This is a genomic window from Chitinophaga qingshengii, from assembly GCF_014529935.1.
Taxonomy (GTDB): domain Bacteria; phylum Bacteroidota; class Bacteroidia; order Chitinophagales; family Chitinophagaceae; genus Chitinophaga; species Chitinophaga qingshengii.
This window is the reverse complement of record NZ_JACVFC010000001.1, coordinates 3,265,660-3,286,340: the sequence shown is the minus strand read 5'-3', so window position 1 is coordinate 3,286,340 and position 20,681 is coordinate 3,265,660. Positions and strand designations below refer to the sequence as shown.

Sequence of the window (20,681 nt, the reverse complement as noted above, 5' to 3'; positions counted from 1 at the left end):
TTTTTCAAACATTCTCACACTCCCTGCGACGGTGTTACTATCGTTACCGATTATACGAAAATTGAGCATTGATTCTTTTTGAGTTGAAAATACTACGGGTGTACAGCGGCTCCGAAAGCGCGTGCTACAGTGTTCCGCTATCGGGCGGTAAAACAAATAGCCTGCCAAGGGGCAGGCTAAAAATATGAGTATGGCTGGTTTACAGCTGTTTAGCTTTTAGCGTTGATAGCGTTCACGATAAGTTGGGATACCGATTTAACCTGCAGGAACTCATCCTGGATAAGTAATGCATTGGGGTGGGTATCGGTACATACGATGCCTTTAATGATACCGCTGTTTTTAATTTTTTCGAATCCATTGCCGGCGAAGATACCATGTGTAGTGATCACGTAAATTTCGCGGGCGCCGGCATCGCGGTATGCTTCGGCAGCGTGGAGCAAAGATCCGCCGGTGCGGATCATATCATCATAGATGATGACAATTTTATCTTTTACATCCGCGCTGATAGCCGTGATAGCAGTTTCTTCGCCGGAGATGCGGCGTTTGAAAACAAAGGCGGCCTGTACATGAAAATCGTTGGCCAGTGATTCCACCCATTTGGCCCTGCCGGCATCGGTACTGGCCAGTACAAAAGGCTGTCCGCCAGCCAGCTCCAGGGCGGCTTCCCTGACGAAGTCTTTCGCATAAAGATGAACCGGGCGGATATCATTTTCAAAATACCAGGTGATACCATCCACATGAAGATCTATCAGCATAATCCTGTTGCCCCGGGAAGTATTGGGCAGGGAAGAAAAGAGTACGGCCCTGGTTTTGGCTTTGACAATTTCGCCGTATTGCACCGCTCTTTCCATGGTAGAATAACCAAAGAACGGTATCACGATAGTGAGCGAATGGGCGCCCAATTGAATACAACCGCTGGCCAGGTCGTACAATTCGAGCGTTTCCTTATCATCGATGGTGCCTCCTACCAGGATTACTTCCTTGTTACTGACTTCGCTGACAATGCGATGGTAGTGTTCTCCATCCGGGAAATCACGGATTTCCAATGTTCCGTTTTCCCAAGGGGCATCGGGAAGTGCCAGTATACGGTCTTTCAGATATTGGTAATGTTGGGTAGCAAAAATGATCTTCTGTGGCATGATAATGGTGAATTGAGGTAAAAATAAGCTATTTATAAGGCTGATAATTAATATTTTTGCGATCGAGCACTGTCATACGCCCCCTTTTTTAACTTTTCATTAGCGGGGGGAACGTTAAATTTGAAAGATTAGTACGTCCAATGATTCGTTTTTTTATATATATCGGAGCACTGTTTATCTTCTTTTTTATTTGCCAACAGCATACGTCTGCCCAGGTAAGATTGTCTGGTATGGTGGCGGACCAGGAGACCAAAACGGGATTGCCATTTGTTTCCATCGTTAACAAACGAACGATGACGGGTACCCTCAGCAGTGAGAGCGGGCGGTATTATATAGAGGCGATGCCTGGAGATACCATCGAGTTTTCCATGCTGAGTTATTCGCAGCGGCGGGTAGTTACCCCGGGGATGTCTACCACACAGGATATTTACCTGCAGAAACGGTTGTTTGAACTGCAGGGGGTGAATGTAAAGGGGATCAATCATACCAAGGACTCGTTGGCTATGCGGGATGAGTACGGGCGTTATTTCAATTATAAAAAGCCCGGCGCCATGGATGTGTTGAAAACATTGCCGGCCAATCCTATTACTGCCTTAACTTACCTGGTGCCCAGCAAAACACGTAAGCGCAAAGAGCAGTTCCGTGACCAGCTGGTATACTGGGAGAAAGAAAAGTATATTGATTACCGTTATTCTCCCGAACTGGTCGGTAAAATGACCAAACTGCAGTCGCCGGAGCTGGATTCATTTATGCATAAATACCGTCCCGGTTACCAGTTTCTGAATGAAGCATCCGAATACGATCTGTTGTTGTTTATCAAGCAGTCGTTTGAAGATTATCAGAAATCGAAAGGGAAACAATAGATTGGTTTTGAACTTGTTATATAAGGCTGTCCGGGTGGACAGCCTTTTTCATATTACCAAATTGTTAACCTGCAAAACGGACTAGGAACTTCTTATTTCCCGGACGTACTCTTTCCGTAAACACCCTGAACAGGGGTTGGGAATATGGATAAACAGTTACTGGAAAAATATTTTAAAGGACAATGCACCGTGCAGGAAGCAGCTACTGTGGACGAATGGCTTACCGCCGGAGACACTCCCCTGCTGGATGAGTTTATGGCGGAGAAATGGGAGGAAGCCAATGCGCCGGTAGTGATGAAGCCCAGGGTACCTAAATTCTGGTATGGCGCTGCCGCCGCCGCTATGATTGGTGTAATCGTTTCCATCGCCTTTTTCTGGCAACATCGTAGTGCTGCCCGGCCTGTTGCCCTAAAGTGGGACACCTTGTACAACAGCAGCGACAATATCCAGATGTTTACCATGGAAGACGGCAGTGAAGTATGGCTCAATACCCATGCTGCCGTTATATACCAAAGCAAGCGTTATCATGGTGAAGCCAGGGAATTTTGGTTACAGGGGGAAGCCTATTTTAAAGTAGCTAAAGATGAACGAAGACCATTTCTTGTACACACCGGCCATTTGACGACGACCGTACTGGGCACTGTATTTAATATTGCTACTTCCAATATGGCAGATGGCAGTATCCAGATTAGTCTGTTGGAAGGTAAAGTAGCGGTTAGCAAACCCGATTCCTTTAACGAAGTGCTGCTGCCAGGTCAGATGCTGAACTACGCAGACGGAAAACAACCACAGCTAACCAATTTTGAAAAGAACGATGTGCTGGACTGGAAAAAAGGGAAAATTTATTTCAACCACACCCAATTGGCAGATGCATTAGCCCGGTTGCAGCAACGTTATGGCTGCCGGATTGTGCTGGATGACGCAGTACGGGGCAAGAAGACCATTTCCGGTGAATTCAGCCGGGATATGCCTCTCGAAAAAATACTATCTGCATTGGGTTATGTACACAACATTTCATTTGTCCGGATGAATGACACTACCTACCAGGCGCATCATAAATAGCTAACTACATCCACAAAAAATATAAAGAACACATTATGCAAAAATCTACCCTCAGATTTTGTACAGGGGAAAGTATGTCATGTCATGTAATGATCCTGTTGACTTTTTTTGTTTCCTTATCACCTTTGCTGGTAGCAGCACAGGCCTATAAATCCCTTACCGACAAAGTACAGCTGCAGATGGGTAAAACGACCGCTGCAGTTGTGGTAAAAGCATTGCAACAACAAACACCCTATACCTTCATTTATGATCCGGAATATCTGCAACAGTGTACAATTCCCGAAGCCCGTTTTCCGGGCAGACCATTAGGCGAAGTATTGACTTATATAGATCAGCATACACCACTGGATATAGAGCTGGCGGGAGATAAAGTGATAGCCTTGCGCAAAGGCAGTGTGCCTGTTCCGGCAGCACAAACCGATGGCCGTATCCGGGGAAAAGTAGTAGACAATAAAAATGAGCCGTTACCCGGTGTTACCGTAGCAGCGCAGAGCGGACAAGGTACCATCACCGCAGTAGACGGCAGTTATGAACTGGTGCTGACACCAGGTGTGTATAGTCTCAGCTTTAGTTTTATTTCCTATGAAACGAAAAAAGTAACAGAGATCAATGTAAAAGAAAAAAGCATAGTACCGCTGAACGTTGTGTTGAAAAGTGGCGGTTCACATCTGAAAGAAGTAACTGTAACAGGTAATTACCGTAAAGCATCTGTTGAAGGATTGTATGCCCTGCAGAAGAATAACGCAGCCATTACAGATGGTATCAGTGCAGAACAGATTGCCCGTACGCCGGATAAAAATATCGGTGAAGTATTAAAACGTGTGAGTGGTTTGGCTACAATGGATAATAAATATGTAGTAGTACGTGGCCTGAGCGAGCGTTATAACCAGGCGATGCTCAACGGGCAGGTGATGCCCAGCACAGAACTGAACAGGAAAAATTTCAGTTTTGATATCATCCCTTCCAATATTGTAGAAAATGTAACGGTCATCAAAACTATCACACCTGACCGTAGTGCAGAATTTGGCGGTGGCCTGGTAGAGGTGAACACCCTGGATATCCCTACTGAAAATTTTCTGAATGTATCCGTAGGCGGTAGTTACAATGATAAAACCACTGGTAAGGATTTTTATTCTTTGCCACTGAGTGGCAGTGAATACTGGGGTAATACAGCCAAACATCGTTACCTGTTTGGAACGCTGGATTGGAAAGACAGATTTGATATCGCGGACCACTATACGAAAGAAGGGAAAAATGCTGCGTTATTTAACAATAACTGGACCATTACAAAGTTTAAAGCGCCGGTGTCTCCTAATTTCCAGGCCTCCTTTGGACATGTGCTGCGTGGCGATGCCGGCCGGCAATGGGGGTTGGTGGCGGCTGTGAGCTATCGTAATACCTTGTCTACGCAGGATATTATATTAGGAAGAGAGGGGTTTGCAGAAACGGAAGGTAAAGAAGATCTGAAGGGGAAGTTGTTTGACGGGCAACGTCATAGTTTCGTGACTAACCTGGGAGGTATGTTGGGAGTAGGATACCGCACGGAAAAAAGCAGGATCGGTTTTCAGTCGCTGTACCTGCGGACGCTGGATCAACAACTGATATTTGGTGTTGGTGATGGAAATTTTGGGGCAAATACATTCGGTCTTTTTGATCTGGGAATGCAAACATCTTTGTGGCAAAACCAGTTACGGGGAGAACATGCTATTGGAGCAAAGGGCATTCGTTTGAAATGGAGTGGCAGTTACCTGAAGCTGGACCGGCAGAAGCCGGATAATCACACCTTGTTGGCTCAATACCTGCCCATTGAAGGCACTGAAAGGAACGATATTACCATTGGTCCTTACAATAGCAGCTTTGCAGAAGGAGCTTTGAGATCATGGAGCCGTGCATTGGAGAATAATTACAATTGGGAAGCTGCTGTGTCTGTTCCATTCAAATTTAATGCAGGCAAAGTAGGTTTTGATAATACTTTCAAAGGTGGTTATGCCGGTTGGAATAAAGACAGGTTGTTTTTTGTGTTGAATACTCTTTCCAGAACAGATGCTTCAGAGAATTATTATCCTTTGGGAAAGAGGATTGTACCGGAAAATGGGTTACAGGTAGGGATAAGTCAGTTTGGTGATAATTTTAAGCGCCGGTCTGCCGCCTTACATGCATTATTTGCGATGCTGGATAACAGGATTGCTGAGAAATGGAGATTAGTATGGGGAGTAAGGGCTGAGTATTACAACCTGAATAAAATAAACAACAATCTTGATTCTACATTCGCCAAACTGAATACGGTACCTGGTAAGGAATATGATTATTCGGACTTGTTGAGCAGGGAACCAAACTGGCGGTTTTTCCCTTCTGTTAACCTCACCTATTCCCTCACCTCGTCGATGAATTTGCGTTTGGCTTATTCAGAAAGTATCATCCGTCCGGATTTGCGGGAGTTGTCTGTTTTCAGGGAATATGATTTTGAGTTGGGGGGAGATTATACCGCATCGTTGTTAAGGTCCACTACTATCAAACATGTAGATTTTCGCTATGAATGGTATCCGGGGCCAGGTGAAGTTCTTTCTGCTTCTTTGTTCTATAAAGATCTTTCCTACCCGATGGAAATTTACCGGAGAGATTTGAACAACAATTATGAATTATTAAACAGTAAATCGGCTAAAAACTATGGTATAGAGCTGGAGATGAGGAAATCACTTTCTTTCATCAATGCGCCTGTACTGCGCAATATTACGGTGTATGGCAACTTTACCTACCTGGACGCTACTGTTAAACCGATGTTGCTTAATATTGGTTTAATGGACCAGGACCATCCGCAGAAAGTAGTTGTAAGGGAGACGGTTGCTCCGGAAGAAAAAAGGCCGCAGATGGGCGCCAGCAATTTTATGTTCAATGCCGGTATTTATTACGACAGTAAACCGGTATCTCTTAGCCTGGCCTATAATTCAGTGGCCAACAGGGTTTTTCTTCCCAATGCCACTTACAGAATGTCTTTAATGGAACGGCCTTTACAGTCATTGGATGCGCAGATAGCCTTTCGTTTCCTGAAGCAGCATGCAGAGTTTAAGGTAAATGCAGGTAACCTGCTGAACAGTTATGCGGTCATTTATCTCAACCAATTTACGGAGGAACAAAATGATGCATATTCCAAAGGGGAGGCTCCTTCTAAGAAAGCGATGCGGTATGATGCAGGGCAGGATGCGGTGAATTTTAAGTCGTCGCCGGGTCGTACTTATAGTGCCACTTTTACGTATAAATTTTAATGTTTAAAAGTAAATGTTCTATGAATAAGCAGCTTTTAACGATAACCTTCACGTCTATTGTAGCGATAATGACTTTGATGTCAGTGATGTCCTGTAAAAAGGGAAATGGGGTAGCTACGGATGATCGTGCCGTGGTAGCCGGAGGTCCTTCCGGAAGCGCTGGTAGTTGTGGGGACAGTATTATCAATAGTGTGATTACAGGGAATATTACCCTTAAAAGCTGTAAAATTTATAAGTTGGACGGGCTGGTGTATGTGACCAATAATGCCGTAATGACCATTGAACCGGGAACTGTCATCAAAGGAATTAAAGGATCTTCTATCGCAGTTGGTGGAGGATTGGTTATTACCAGCGGTGCAAAACTGGTAGCTGACGGAACTGTTGCCAATCCAATTGTTTTCACCTCCAATGAAGCGGCTCCAGCATCCGGTGACTGGTGTGGAGTAGTATTGGTGGGTAATGCGCCTGCTAACCCGGTTTCTGCCCTGCCTGTCCCGGGTCTTCCTACTCCCTTCCAGGGCGATGTAACTTACGGGGGGCCGGGTAAGAATATTTCTAATGACAACAGTGGTATACTGCGTTATGTCAGGATCGAATATGCCGGTTTTGAGCAAACCAGTGTGGGCGCCCTGAATGGTTTGACGCTGGCAGGTGTTGGTAATGGTACCATGCTTGATTTCATTGAAGTGTATAAAGCAAAAGCGGATGCCTTTGGAATGTATGGAGGTACCGTCAATGCTTCTCATTTGCTGGCTATCTGTCCGTTAGATGATTTGTTTGATATGGATCATGGTTACAATGGTACTATCAATTATGCCCTGGGTATAGCTGATCCCGACCGTGCCGACAGAAGCCAATCGAATGGTTTGGAAACCGATAACAACATCAATGGAGATCCGGTAACGCCCTATACCCATCCTACTGTCAATTACCTTACTGTTATTGGGCTGCGGAATGCGGCATCCGCCTCCGTTACCAATGCTCCTCCTACTGGTACCGGCAGATATGGATACGTGGCACATTTCAGAAGGAATAGTGAGTTCGCCATCAACAACGCTATCTTTTTGGGCTATAACAGTGGTATTTTTATTGATGGCACCTTGCCTTCTACGGGACCCAATACCCTGACGAAGTATTTACTTGGTATTTCTACGCTGAACAACGTTTACGTTCATGCCTATGTTACTCCTTTTGCTGGCTTTACTCCACTTGGTACTACCAGTTATGGCTACATTTCTCCGGACCCTAACCTGCATATTAAATTGAATGCTCCGTTTGCGGCGCCACCTGTGATTAACAATTATATTCCACAGGTATCGTCTCCGGCGAGGAATGCAGGTGCATTTCCGCTTGGAAATACAACCTGGGCTAATGGTTGGACCATCTTACAATAATAACATTATCCTTCAAATACACATTAACGCTCTTGCGCATAACCGAAAAGTATATCCTGATCAGGTATTCATTCATTCCTTATTCATTTGTTTTAAACTTTAAAAAGTAAAAATCCCATGAACAAGAAACCCTTAGCGGTAACCCTCATGTCTGCAGCAGCTGTGCTGGGCATGATGTTAGGTACATCCTGCAAAAAAGAGAACAATGAAGCAAAGAACGACCGTGCGGTAGTTGCCGGTGGTCCTTCCGGAGCTTCCGGTACCTGTGGAGACAGCACCATCAGCGGTTTGATCTCCTCTAATATTACCCTGAAAAGCTGTAAAGTTTACAAACTGGATGGGCTGGTATATGTAACTAACAATGCCGTGTTAACCATTGAACCCGGAACAGTGATCAAAGGTATTAAAGGTCTCCCTCCTACCGGTACTACTGATCCCGGTACTCCAGGTGGTGGATTGGTTGTAACCCGCGGTGCTAAACTGATTGCTGATGGTACTGTTGACAACCCGATTGTCTTCACTTCCAACGAAACTGTTCCTCAATCTGGTGACTGGGGTGGTGTGGTGATCCTGGGTCAGGCTCCTACCAACCATACATCTGCTGTAGTGGTAGAAGGTATTAATGGTATTCCCCCTGCTGACGCTACTTACGGTGGTCCGGCCAACAACCTGCCTGGTGATAACAGCGGTATTCTGCGCTATGTAAGAATTGAGTATGCTGGTTACGAGCTCGCCAAGGACAATGAGTTGAACGGTTTGACCCTGGCTGGTGTTGGTAATGGTACTATACTGGATTACATTGAAGTGTACAAATCCAAAGATGATGCTTTTGAGTTCTTTGGCGGTACAGTAAATGCTTCTCACCTGCTGGCTATCGATGCCCTGGATGATATGTTTGACACTGACAACGGTTATTCCGGTAAAATTGAGTATGCACTGGGCGTATCTGATCCTAACCGTGCTGACAAGAGCCAGTCTAACGGTTTTGAAAGCGACAACAATGCTAACGGTGATGCATTCTCTCCTTACACTCATCCTACTTACAACTACGTGACTATCATTGGTCAGCCTACTGCTGCAGCTGCTTCTATCTCTACTGGCCTGCCTTCCGGCACTGGTAGATATGGCCGTGCTGCTCACCTGAGAAGAAATGCTGAGTTTGTAGTTAACAACTCTATCTTCCTGGGCTTCAACTATGGTATTTCCCTGGATACGCAGAAACCTGCTACCGGTGCTAATACCAAAACCAAGTATGATAATGGTACTTCTACCCTGACCAACAACTATGTTCATGCGTATGTTTATCCATTCTCTACTGAAGTTAACTTTACTTCCTTTGCTGCTTTTGCTCCGCTGGGCACTACCAACAAAGGTTACACGACTGCCGATCCGAACCTCAATATCAAATTGAATGCTCCGTTCAGTGCTACCCGTGTTATTAACAACTACATTCCGCAGACCCTGTCTGTTGCCAAAGCTGCTGGTGCTTTCCCTACCGGACAGACTACCTGGGCTAATGGTTGGACCGTTCTGTAATCTTTTTTAATCATCATCACGTATAACGGAGAAATCTGTTATACGTGATGATCATCTTTTTTTCTACTAATTTTTTGAATATGTATCTGTTTTCTAAGCGCCTGTTTTTTCTTTTAGTTGTAGTCGCATTGATGGCTTCCTGTCGTAAGGGTGAACTCCCGGAAGAGCATTATGTTGGCAAGGTCCATGTTACCTTGCTGAATCTGCCTAATACGCCGAAAATTATGATGTATTTTGATGGCAGGCAACTGGATACAATTAATCCCATTGGGGGAAATTCTTTTATGGTGCCCGCCGGCAAACCGGGGAAACTGAGCGCTTACGATGCTAATAAACATGAATTGCTTGCGGATACACTGATTAATATTGCTGCCAACCATACACAACAATTCCGCTTTGCCTACAGCCAGGACTTCGGTCTGAAAGGCTTTATCGGAGAAGGAAGCAATGGCGGAGCGGTGCCCAAAGATTCTTTTGACGTGCAGTTTTTCAATAAGCTGGATGCTTCTTTTTTCCCTCTTGAAAAATATGATCTCTCTTTTATTTTTGCTGACCCCGAAACGGGCGATATATTGGATTACCCGGCTGTAATGAAAGGCTGGTCAAGAGGTAAACTGTCGCCGGTTATCAGGTTCAGGGCTACAAATAATAACGGGAACGAATATACATTTGCGGCAAAACTAATTGATCCGGCTACGGGACAGGTGATCATTCAGCCGGATGGATCTGAGTTCTTTGTTTTTACGGGTGCGCAACTCGGAGGGAAGACCCAAATATGCACGGTAGCCAATGATCCTGCCGCCGGGTATATTACGACCAATCCCATTGACCTTTAATCCTTTTTATGTACCCCGCCAATAAATACATAACCCGTGTTATATCATACCTGTGGTATGGTGTAGGCAGCTTATCTGTTATCACTGCGGGCTGCAAAAAAAATGATACTGTACATCCTGCCGTTGCGCAGGAAATCAAAATGGAAATTATCCCTGTGGCCGACACTATCAGGCAGGTGATTGCTTCCAACACCTTACTGACAGCCAGCCATCCCTGGTATATCGATGGCTGGGTATATGTAGGGAATGAAGCAACCCTGCGGATAGAAGCCGGCGCAGTGGTCAATATATTGCCTACCGCGGTGAATAAACAGGATGGCCGTCATAGCGGCGGACTGGTGATTACCCGCGGCGCGCATATTATAGCAGCCGGCACTACCACGCTGCCCATCCGGATACAGGTGGAAAAAGTTGCCGGACAGGGGCCCAGTGGTCTGTTGTTATTGGGTAAGGCTCCGGTGAGGAAGGGATATACGCCTTTTCGTGACCTGACCTTTGGCGGTAACGAACCGGAAGATAGTTCCGGTGTTATCCGGCATCTGCACCTGGATTACTACCCTGCTGCCAGTAAAGACTTCCGGGGAGGATTGTTGTTGTTGGGAACGGGCAGCAGAACGGTGATAGCAGAAATATTGCAGAGGGCACTACCAGCAGAACGGGCGGATCTGAAAGCTGCCAGGCTGCGCTGATTTACTTTTGGAAACCCTGTTTTACCGATTATTCTCCATTTATTACTGATTGTTTGTTGACCCCTTTTTCCCCCTTTTTATTTTGGAATGATGACCATGCTGTTGACCACAGCGGGTTGTGCGGCGTCGTAGATATGACGGGTAAAATGGTGGTTTTCAGTGGAAGCCCTGCCGCCACCGGAGATGATGGCCAGTGCTTTGGCAATCAATGGGTCGCTGGCATCACCCAATGGTAACAGCGGCAAACTGGACATCTCATCTACCGGATATTGTGGCGCTATGCCCTGGGTGTAGTTGCCATTCCCGCTGGCATTGGAGAGACGGTAAGTAATCGGTTGCAGCACCCAGGGAATACGCCGGGGGCTGCGCATGTCTTTTACAATGACCGCGCCTTTATCTTTTCCTACCGTTGTTTCACCTATCTGTATCACTTTCGTATAGGGCTTGAGGTTATTGATCAGCAGTTCGGCGGCGGATACAGTCTGACTGCCGGTTAGCAGGAATACCCGCGGCAGCTGAAGACGGGCGGATTGCAACGCGCCGAAGCTGACAGGATCTGCATTTTCGGGAACAGAAAGTGCTGTGGCGAAGTTCAGTGTCCGGGAACCGAGGCGGCTGTTGCCACTATACTGTACGAAAACATTGTTCTCCGTGATATCCGGCGCTATCAGCGCGGTGAGCATGGCTGCTGCGGCCAGGCTGCCACCGGTATTGTACCGGATATCGATAATGAGTTCCGTGATGCCCTGACTTTTCAGTTTGCTGAATGTCTCCAGCAAGTTAGTGTTGTATCCGTCTATAAAAGCATTGTAAAAGATATATCCTGTTTTATGCGGTGTGGTACTGACTACCGCCGACGTATACACGGGATTGACAACAATTTGTTTCCCCTGTAGCTGTACAGGGATGTTTTCAATGATATTGTTACCGGTTACCGTTGCGGGCGTAAGGGTACCGGTGGTGGCAGTCCTGAGCTGTTCACTGAGACCGGCGGCATTGTCAGCAGTAAGACTGGTTTCGTTGATGCGGGTAAAATAACTACCTCTTTTTAAGCCCGCTGCGGCTGCATAAGAGCCGGGGACCACCAGTTTTATCACTCCCATCACGCCTTCCGGCCGTTGCGGCCAGCTGATGATGCTGAAATCGATTCCGTATTTACTGCGGATATCATGTGCATAGGTGGCAGGGTCTTCCGGATTGTACAGCAGGGAAAACCGATCGGAGATGTTTTTGATACTGCTGAAAAAAGTAAAAGGGTCAGCGCTTTTATCAGGATTGGCAGGGAGCTGATCGTTCCATAAATAAAAATAACGCATACTGTCCAGTACCCAATTGTTGATTTCCTGTTGCGTAACGGGGCCTGTCGGTGCCGGTGAAATATCCTCTTTTTTGCGGCAAGCGGCTATCAGTACGATACTACCAAGGAAAAACGGACGAAAGGAAGATCGCATGTTTTTGGGTTGAAGTGTGTCAGCTATTGTTACCAAAATGGTGGCCCAGCCCTTTCCGGATATATTGCAGGGCGGCTGTCAGGTGATTTTTAACGGTAGCGGGAGAAATAGATAACTGCTCACCAATTTCCCGGTGACTATAACCATGTGTTCTGCTGAGCATATATACATTCCGCCGTTGTTCCGGCATATTTTCCACCAGCTTATGCAGCCGGGTGGCGAACTCCTTTTGCAGCAACTGTTTTTCCCCGCTGTTAACAGCATCGTCCAATGGGTTATCGGCCACCCGGGCCATCGCTTTTTTTTCGCGGTACAGTTTACGGGTTTCGTCGATCACCAGGTTCTTAACATACACAAACAGCAACGGGAATACATCCTGCCCTTCCTTTACCTGGTGCATATTTTCCCAGAGGCGAACAAAGCATAACTGTGTAATTTCCTGCGCTCTGTTGGCATCACCTGTCAACTTGAACGCGAACCTGTACACTTTTGCATTATTCTCCTCAAATAATTTTTCAAAATGTGCTTTAGGAGGGCTGTCAGACATAGTTCGAGGTTGTAACATTATCCGGATATAAATATAAGCCGGCTATGTTACAGGAATGTTAAGGCATAGATATTTCTTTCCCGCAGTAGCCAACAAAAAAGCCCGGAGGTTATCCGGGCTTTTCAGGTATTTATCCGATCGGTTATTGGAGCAGTGAACCATTTAACCGCTGCAGTTCTGTTTCTGCCAATTTGGTATTGTAACGGGCCTGAATAAGCCGGTAGTTGGAGTCTTCCAGGCTTTGCTGCGCCTGTTTTACTTCGATGGTGGTAGATACGCCCTGTTTAAAGCGTTCCAGCGCTACCATCATATTTTCTTCTGCCAGCAGATTGTTTTCTTCTTCCAGTTCCAGTGCCTTTTTATAGTATTCATAATCTTTAAAGGCGTTGTTCAGGGAGAGGTCCACCTGGGACTTGACATTATCGAGTGTAATGTTCTGGTAGTCAAAATCGATCCGCGCGTTTTTCACCTGTCGTTTTACATTGAACCCGTTGAAAATGGGGATGTTGGCCGTGAGCCCGTAATTAAATACGCCATTGCGGTTAAAGCGCGGGCTGAAGGCGTTGGACGCTGCATTGGACGTGTTACGGTTGTAGTTGTAACCGGAGTTAAACGTCACTACCGGAAAATAGTCGGCGCGGCGTTCCTTCATCGTCAATGCGGAGATGTTGATATTCTGCTGTTGTACTTTGATCGCAGTGTTGTTGTTGGCGACATTCTGCTGCAGTGTTACAAAAGACAGCTTCGTATTAATGGGAATGGAATCCGGTACATCATACCCGGTAGCGCCCACCGGTACAGCCATCAACTGGTTCAGTAAGGCTTTGCTTTGTTCTATCAGGGTGAGCTGACGGAGCAGCAGCGCTTTCTGTGCGTTATAATCCACTTTGGATTGCAGCAGGTCTGTTTTCGGGCCAAGGCCTGTGGTGAATTTGGCATCAGAAAGTTTAACCCTTTCTTCTGAAATGGATACCTGCTCACGGATGGCTACCAGCTGTTGTTTCTGTTGCACCACATTATAGTAGCCGCTGATGACGGTAGCTATGGAGTTTTGTATCTGATCTTTAATCGCCAGTTCTCCCAGGTCTTTGAGCGCTGTCAGTTTATCACGGGTAGCGAACATCTTGAGACCATCGAACAGTGTCCAGCTGAGCGTGGCATTGGCGCTGATGTTATTGCCTTTAATGCCGCTGGTATCTCTTTTGGTGCCGTTGACGAACTCCTGTTTGGTGGCAGTTGTATTCCAGGTGGTACCGGCAGTGGCATTCAAACGAGGTACGAATGCAAAATTCGCATAGGCGTAATCGTTAGCAGACAGTTCCGCGGTATTTCTGGCCAGCCGGATGGAGTAATTGTTTTTAAGCGCCAGGTCTATGGCCTGCTCCAGGGTCAGTATCTTCTCTTGCGCAGCCGCAGCCAGGGAACTTCCCAGTAAAACAAAGAGGAGGCCGATGCTGGTGATATATTTCTTCATAATAAATTTAATAACAGTTTATGCATGAGCGGCAGCTACGTCAGCTTCCCTGTCTTCTGCTTCCTCTTCTTCGTTATCGTCTGACTTATTGCCATGACGGGAGAAGAAGGTATACATAGCCGGAATAACAAACAGCGTCAGTACCAGTGAGAACACGATACCACCTACGATCACGATACCCAGCGGAATGCGGCTGGTAGCGGCGGCGCCGAGTGACATCGCAATCGGTAATGCGCCCAGCGCCATGGCCAGGCTGGTCATGAGAATAGGACGTAAACGCATCTGCGATGCGTGAATAACGGCATCTGATTTGTTTAGCCCTGCATCCCGCTGATGATTGGCAAATTCCACGATAAGGATACCGTTTTTCGTTACCAGGCCTATGAGCATGATTACACCAATTTGAGAGAAGATGTTCCAGGTTTGATCGAATACCCACAGCGACAACAAGGCGCCCGCAAAGGCCAGTGGCACGGTAAGCATGATAATCAGCGGATCTATCCAGCTTTCAAACTGAGCGGCGAGTACGAGATAAATGAGTACGAGAGCCAGTCCCAGCGCGAACATAGTGTTGGAGCCGCTTTCCGCGTAGTCGCGGGAAGACCCGGAGAGCGCGGTGGTGTAGGAATCGTCGATTATTTTCTCGTTTTCCAGTTTGTTGTAAATGCGGTACATCTCTTTCAGACCGTCGCCGATGGTTTTGCCAGGTGCAAGACCCGCAGAGATGGTGGCGGATTTATAACGGTTAAAGTGATAGATGATCGGTGGGCTGGTTTCTTCTTCAATACTTACCACGTTGTCGAGCTGGATGGCTTCACCACGGGAGTTGCGCACGTAGAGATTCTGAAGGTCCATCGGATCATCACGGTCGGCGCGGAACACCTGTCCCATTACCTGGTATTGTTTACCATTGCGGATGAAGTAGCCGTAGCGCAGGTTACTGAGCGCCAGCTGTAAAGTCTGGGAAATATCCTGTACGGATACACCGAGTTGGGTAGCTTTGTCGCGGTTGATGTGAATACGCAGTTCCGGTTTGTTGAATTTCAGGTCTACGTCGGTACCCTGGAATACCGGGCTGTTGCCTACTTCTTCCATGAAGCGGGGCAGTACGCGGGTGAGGGAATCGAAGTTGATATGTTCGAGCACGAAGGAAACCGGCAGACCGCTACGGCGTCCTACCTGGATGGTTTGTGTTTCGATAGCGAATACTTTACCCTGTGAGAACCGGACCATATTGCGGTTTACCATGTTCACGATATCTTTCTGGGAGCGGTTTCGTTCATGCGGGTCCGTTAGCATGACGTTGGCGAAGGCTGAGTTTACCGCGCCGGCGCCGCTGAAACCGGGAGAGGTTACACTGAGGATAATCTTCTTTTCGGGGATGGAATCTGCGAGGAACTGAGTTAGTTTATCCACGTAGCTATCCATGTAATCGAAAGAAGTACCTTCCGGTGTGGTGATAGACAGGCGGAACTGGCCACGGTCTTCCAGGGGCGCGAGTTCTGCCGGTAATGTTTTGAACAGGAAATAGATCAGTACCAGGCAACCTGCGATCACGATTCCTGCTACCCAACGGATACGCATAAACGATTCCAGCGCACTTTTATAGCTGTCTTCCATCCAGCGGAAGAAAGGTTCTGTTTTGGTATAGAACCAGGAGTGGGTATGTGTTTTACGGCCCAGTTTCACGTTGAGCACCGGGGTGAGCGTGAGGGATACGAAGGCGGAGATCAGTACGGCACCGGCCACTACGATACCGAATTCCCGGAACAGTTGACCTACGAAGCCCTGCAGGAAGATGATGGGCAGGAATACGAAGGCCAGGGTGATAGAGGTAGCGATAACGGCGAAGAATATTTCTTCGGAACCTTCTCTGGCGGCCCGCATCCGGGGCATACCTGCTTCTATCTTTTTGTAGATGTTTTCCGTTACTACGATACCGTCATCCACCACCAGGCCGGTTGCTAATACAATCGCCAGCAGGGTGAGGATATTGATGGTAAAGCCACAGATATACATGATAAAGAAGGCGCCGATAAGTGATACCGGGATGTCTACCAACGGACGGAGGGCCATGAGCCAGTCGCGGAAGAAGAGATATACGATCAGGATCACCAGGGTGAGGGCGATGATGAGCGTTTCTTCCACTTCCTCGATAGATTTTTTAATAAACCGGGTGTTATCCATCGCGATGTTGACTGAATAATCTTCCGGGATATCTTTTTTCAGTTGTTCAAATCTTTTATAGAATTCATCCGCGATAGCTACATAGTTGGAGCCGGGCTGCGGAATGAGGGCGAGGGCGATCATGGGGATACCGGATTCTTTGAGGATGGTTTCCTCATTTTCCGGTCCCAGTACCGCCTGACCTACATCGCGGATACGTATTTCGGAGCCGTTTACATTTTTGATGATGAGGTTATTAAAATCATCTTCCGTAAAGAGACGGCCGAAGGTACGCACCGTGAAATCGGTGGCGTTGCCGGCGATTTTACCGGAGGGCAGTTCCACGTTTTCCCTTTGCAGGGCAGCTTGTATATCGGATGGTGTGAGGCTATAAGACGACAGTTTAGCGGGGTCCATCCAGATACGCATGGCATATCTTTTTTCGCCCCATATCTGAATAGCGCTGACACCGGGGATGGTTTGCAGTTTTTCCAGCAGTACGTTGGTACCGTATTCGGTCACTTCCAGTTGGTTGCGGGTATTGCTTTGCACCGTCATGGAGATGATCGCGTCTGAGTTAGCATCCTGTTTGGATACTACCGGGGGCGCGTCGATATCGGGCGGAAGGCTGCGAAGTGCCTGGGATACCTTGTCGCGCACGTCGTTGGTAGCGCCTTCGAGGTCTTGTCCCAGTTCAAATTCCACGGTGATATTACTGCTACCCTGACTGCTGCTGGAAGATATGTTTTTGATACCGGCTACCCCGTTGATAGATTTCTCCAGTGGTTCGGTGATCTGTGTTTCGATGATATCTGAGTTGGCGCCGGCGTAGGAAGTCCGCACATTGACGATCGGCGGGTCGATAGCCGGGAAGTCTCGCACTCCAAGAAAGGTAAAGCCCACGAGACCGAATATCACGATGATGATATTCATCACAATTGCCAGGACGGGGCGTTTGAGTGATAATGAAGGTAGACTCATGAGAATATGTTTTGGCTATTACCGGCTTGTTCCGGGCATGGTGATGCGGTAAGCCGGTAATATGTATGGTTGTTACTGTATTTTGTTGAACTTCAGCGGCATGCCTGGTTTCAGTTGCAGGATACCGGTGGTAACCACGGTATCGCCGGGTTGAAGGCCGCTGAGGATCTGTACATCGCTTTCGGTGCGGATACCTGTTTCCACGACTACCAGTTTAGCTTTGCCGCTATCCGCTATAAAGACTTTTTTATCGCGGGTACCGGGAATGACTGCCTGGGAAGGTATCATGAGGGCATCCGGCATGTTTCGCAGGGTGATTTTTACTTTGGCAAAGGAGCCAGGGAAGAGGTTTCCGTGATTATTAGGGATGATGGCCCGGAGTTTAACCGTGCGGGTAGTCAGGTCAATTTTCGGGTCTATGGCGTAGATACTCCCTTTGTATTCGTCTTTATCGCCGGCAACGGAGAAATTGACCTGGTCGCCATTTTTGATCACATTGCGATATTTTTCTGCCACGGCGAAGTCCATTTTAAGCGGATCTATCTGTTGCAGGGTGGTAATAACAGTGGCAGAGGATACGATAGCGCCTTCGCTGACATTGCGGAGGCCCAGTTTGCCGCTAAAGGGAGCGCGGAGTTCGGTTTTCTGCAGCTGGGTCTGGGTAAATTCGATGTCTGCGCCGTATGCCGCCACCTGGTTGCGGGTTACATCCACGTCCTGGCGGCTGATACCGTTTATTTTGAGCAGGTTTTCCTGGCGTTCGAGGGTTGTTTTAGCCAGTTCCTGTTGTAATTTCAGTTTTTGCAGTTGGGCACGGAGGTCTTCATCGTAGAGTTTTACGAGGAGGTCGCCTTTTTTAACGGAGGTACCTTCTTTAAAATAGAGGTGAGTGATACGGCCGTTGATTTCCGGTTTTACCTCCACTTCTTCATTGCTTTGTAATGTTCCGCTTGCTTCAATGGCCTGATCCAGGGAGGAAGCTTTTACAATCCACGCATCGGTAAGGGGCTGACGGGAATTGGCGCCTTTAGCGGCGGCTCCGTTGGAGGCAGCAGCTGCTTCCTTTTTGCCGGTTATATTTTTATAAACCAGGAAGAGCACGATACCAGCAGCTACCAATATAATAATGGAGCGGACTGTTTTTTTGGTGTTGGGCATGTTAATGAGCCTTTTTGCGATTCGCTTTTAATTGATAAATAACCGGAGGGCAGTACATACTATTTGGTTATATAACCATTAGGAAACCCTTTATATCATAAAATATCCAAATAATCCAATAACTCAATAGCAGACAGCTTTCCCATAAGCCGGACAAATTTAATAAATGGGCGTTGTGAATACATGTGGGGACTGTTAATTAGCGTTAAGGGGTTAGATAAGTGGTGAAAAAGCGGGTTAAATGGAGATTAAGAAGGGTCGGAAAGGGGAATATTTGAATAATTGGCTATTTTAGGAAGCGGACATATACATTTTTTGGAAGAGAGGAGGGTATACCCGAATGGGTATATCTGAGGGGTGAAAAGGGTAATATCTGGTTGGAATGGGGGGTGCATGAGAGAAAATCTTTTATTAACAAAGTCCAAAATATGTTTACTGTATTGGGTTTGGCGGGATTGTCCATAGTAGCAGGGGGTTAAAATTCGGGCTATCTGTTGGCAATTCAATAAAAATTATATTTTTGCAGTCAAGTTTTAAACCAAAAACACTTAAAATTATGTCAGACATTGCATCAAGAGTTAAAAAGATCATCATTGACAAATTGGGCGTTGACGAAGCCGAGGTAACTCCTGAAGCCTCCTTCACCAACGACTTAGGCGCTGACTCTTTGGATACGGTAGAACTGATTATGGAATTCGAAAAAGAATTCAACATCTCCATTCCTGACGAACAAGCTGAAACTATTACTACTGTTGGCCAGGCAGTTGCTTACCTGGAAGAACATGTAAAATAATCCTACTAATCAGAATTGTTTTAATGCAACCAAGACGAGTTGTCGTTACAGGTTTAGGCGCTCTTACACCGCTCGGCAATTCCGTAGCTGAATTTTGGCACGGATTGGCGAACGGTGTATCCGGCGCGGATTATATCCGTCAATTTGACGCTTCCAAGTTCAAAACCCGTTTTGCTTGTGAACTGAAGAATTTCGACCCTACCAATTACCTGGATAAGAAGGAGGCCCGTAAGATGGACCCCTTTACACAAACAGCGGTGATTGCCGCAGATCAGGCTATACTGGATGCCGGTATCAACAAGGACAAGATCGATGTAGATCGGGCCGGGGTGATATGGGGTACCGGTGTTGGTGGGATGATCAACTTCAGTCATGAGCTAAGAGAATTTCATACCGGAGACGGGACTCCCCGTTTCAGCCCATTCCTTATCACGAGGCTTATCCTTGATATTGCTGCTGGTTCTATCTCTATCCGCCACGGCTTCAGGGGGCCTAATTTTTCCGTTGTATCTGCCTGTGCTTCCGCTACCAATGCGATTATTGAAGCGATGTACAGCATCCGCTACGGTAAAACCGACCTGGTAGTTACCGGCGGTTCGGAGAATGTGATCAATGAGCCTTGTGTTGGCGGTTTCAACGCCATGAAGGCCTTATCTGAAAGAAACGATGATCCTAAAACGGCTTCCCGGCCATTCGACCTCGACCGTGACGGTTTTGTGATGGGAGAAGGTGCTGGTTCGCTGGTACTGGAATCATTGGATCATGCGTTGGCAAGAGGTGCAAAAATTTATGCAGAGTTGGCCGGCGGAGGCGCTACTGCGGATGCACATCATATTACCGCTCCTCATCCGGAAGGACTGGGTGCGATGAACGTGATGCGGCAGGCATTGGCAGATTCCGGTTTGCAGGCAAATGATATTGATTATATCAATGTACACGGTACTTCTACTCCTCTTGGTGATATCGCAGAAGTAAAGGCTATTCAAAAAGTATTTGGTGATCATGCCTATGATCTGAACATCAGTTCCACCAAATCCATGACCGGTCACCTGCTGGGTGCTGCCGGCGCTATTGAATCCATCGCCTGTATCATGTCTATCATCAACGGTATTGTACCACCCACCATTAACCATTTTACCGACGACCCTCAGCTAGACCCGAAATTAAATTTTACCTTTAACACCGCACAACAGAGAGAAGTGAGAGCCGCATTATCCAACACCTTTGGGTTTGGAGGACATAATGCTTCTGTTATTTTCAAAAAATTTGTTCCTTGATCTTGATTGTGTGAAATTACTGCCAGGATTTTTATATCGACTCGTATCCAAG

General features: G+C 46.9%; 15 protein-coding genes. 9 read left to right on the top strand and 6 right to left on the bottom strand.

Going from position 1 to position 20,681, the window contains the following annotated elements:
- Positions 1 to 209: 209 nt before the first annotated feature.
- On the bottom strand, positions 210 to 1,139 hold the full coding sequence (gene prs / locus ICL07_RS12775; RefSeq protein WP_188088289.1) for a ribose-phosphate diphosphokinase: 930 nt from the start codon (positions 1,137 to 1,139) through the stop codon (positions 210 to 212).
- Positions 1,140 to 1,279: 140 nt separating this feature from the next.
- Here prs and ICL07_RS12770 point away from each other — a divergent pair, with 140 nt between their 5' ends.
- The 7 genes from ICL07_RS12770 to ICL07_RS12740 all read left to right on the top strand — a co-directional run bounded on the left by ICL07_RS12770 (position 1,280) and on the right by ICL07_RS12740 (position 10,782).
- Positions 1,280 to 2,002 (top strand): carboxypeptidase-like regulatory domain-containing protein, encoded by a 723-nt coding sequence (locus ICL07_RS12770; protein WP_188088288.1) that lies wholly within the window; start codon positions 1,280 to 1,282, stop codon positions 2,000 to 2,002.
- A gap of 144 nt (positions 2,003 to 2,146) precedes the next feature.
- The gene (locus ICL07_RS12765; RefSeq protein WP_188088287.1) at positions 2,147 to 3,064 is read left to right on the top strand and encodes a FecR family protein; all 918 of its coding nucleotides are present in this window, start codon (positions 2,147 to 2,149) and stop codon (positions 3,062 to 3,064) included.
- A 74-nt stretch (positions 3,065 to 3,138) separates the two neighbouring features.
- A complete protein-coding gene (locus tag ICL07_RS12760; RefSeq protein ID WP_188088286.1) occupies positions 3,139 to 6,327 on the top strand; it encodes a TonB-dependent receptor domain-containing protein in 3,189 nt (1,062 codons plus the stop codon).
- Between the two features lie 20 nt (positions 6,328 to 6,347).
- Complete coding sequence (locus tag ICL07_RS12755; RefSeq protein ID WP_188088285.1) at positions 6,348 to 7,721, top strand: hypothetical protein; 1,374 nt, start codon at positions 6,348 to 6,350, stop codon at positions 7,719 to 7,721.
- A gap of 117 nt (positions 7,722 to 7,838) precedes the next feature.
- A complete protein-coding gene (locus ICL07_RS12750; protein ID WP_188088284.1) occupies positions 7,839 to 9,257 on the top strand; it encodes a hypothetical protein in 1,419 nt (472 codons plus the stop codon).
- Between the two features lie 80 nt (positions 9,258 to 9,337).
- Complete coding sequence (locus ICL07_RS12745) at positions 9,338 to 10,093, top strand: hypothetical protein (RefSeq protein ID WP_188088283.1); 756 nt, start codon at positions 9,338 to 9,340, stop codon at positions 10,091 to 10,093.
- Between the two features lie 8 nt (positions 10,094 to 10,101).
- Positions 10,102 to 10,782 carry a hypothetical protein gene (locus ICL07_RS12740; protein ID WP_188088282.1) on the top strand — a complete coding sequence of 227 codons (681 nt, stop codon included), beginning with the start codon at positions 10,102 to 10,104 and terminating at the stop codon, positions 10,780 to 10,782.
- A 77-nt stretch (positions 10,783 to 10,859) separates the two neighbouring features.
- Here the strand turns inward: ICL07_RS12740 and ICL07_RS12735 are convergent, their stop codons facing one another.
- The 5 genes from ICL07_RS12735 to ICL07_RS12715 all read right to left on the bottom strand — a co-directional run bounded on the left by ICL07_RS12735 (position 10,860) and on the right by ICL07_RS12715 (position 18,559).
- Positions 10,860 to 12,233 (bottom strand): S41 family peptidase, encoded by a 1,374-nt coding sequence (locus ICL07_RS12735; RefSeq protein ID WP_188088281.1) that lies wholly within the window; start codon positions 12,231 to 12,233, stop codon positions 10,860 to 10,862.
- 19 nt (positions 12,234 to 12,252) lie between these two features.
- The gene (locus ICL07_RS12730; RefSeq protein ID WP_188088280.1) at positions 12,253 to 12,780 is read right to left on the bottom strand and encodes an RNA polymerase sigma-70 factor; all 528 of its coding nucleotides are present in this window, start codon (positions 12,778 to 12,780) and stop codon (positions 12,253 to 12,255) included.
- A gap of 142 nt (positions 12,781 to 12,922) precedes the next feature.
- Entirely contained in the window at positions 12,923 to 14,254 is a 1,332-nt protein-coding gene (locus ICL07_RS12725) for a TolC family protein (RefSeq protein WP_188088279.1), read from the bottom strand.
- 18 nt (positions 14,255 to 14,272) lie between these two features.
- Positions 14,273 to 17,401 (bottom strand): efflux RND transporter permease subunit, encoded by a 3,129-nt coding sequence (locus ICL07_RS12720; RefSeq protein ID WP_188088278.1) that lies wholly within the window; start codon positions 17,399 to 17,401, stop codon positions 14,273 to 14,275.
- 72 nt (positions 17,402 to 17,473) lie between these two features.
- The gene (locus ICL07_RS12715; protein WP_188088277.1) at positions 17,474 to 18,559 is read right to left on the bottom strand and encodes an efflux RND transporter periplasmic adaptor subunit; all 1,086 of its coding nucleotides are present in this window, start codon (positions 18,557 to 18,559) and stop codon (positions 17,474 to 17,476) included.
- Positions 18,560 to 19,115: 556 nt separating this feature from the next.
- Here ICL07_RS12715 and ICL07_RS12710 point away from each other — a divergent pair.
- Positions 19,116 to 19,352 (top strand): acyl carrier protein, encoded by a 237-nt coding sequence (locus tag ICL07_RS12710; RefSeq protein ID WP_012788038.1) that lies wholly within the window; start codon positions 19,116 to 19,118, stop codon positions 19,350 to 19,352.
- A 23-nt stretch (positions 19,353 to 19,375) separates the two neighbouring features.
- A complete protein-coding gene (fabF, locus tag ICL07_RS12705) occupies positions 19,376 to 20,629 on the top strand; it encodes a beta-ketoacyl-ACP synthase II (protein ID WP_188088276.1) in 1,254 nt (417 codons plus the stop codon).
- The last annotated feature ends 52 nt before the right edge of the window (positions 20,630 to 20,681 follow it).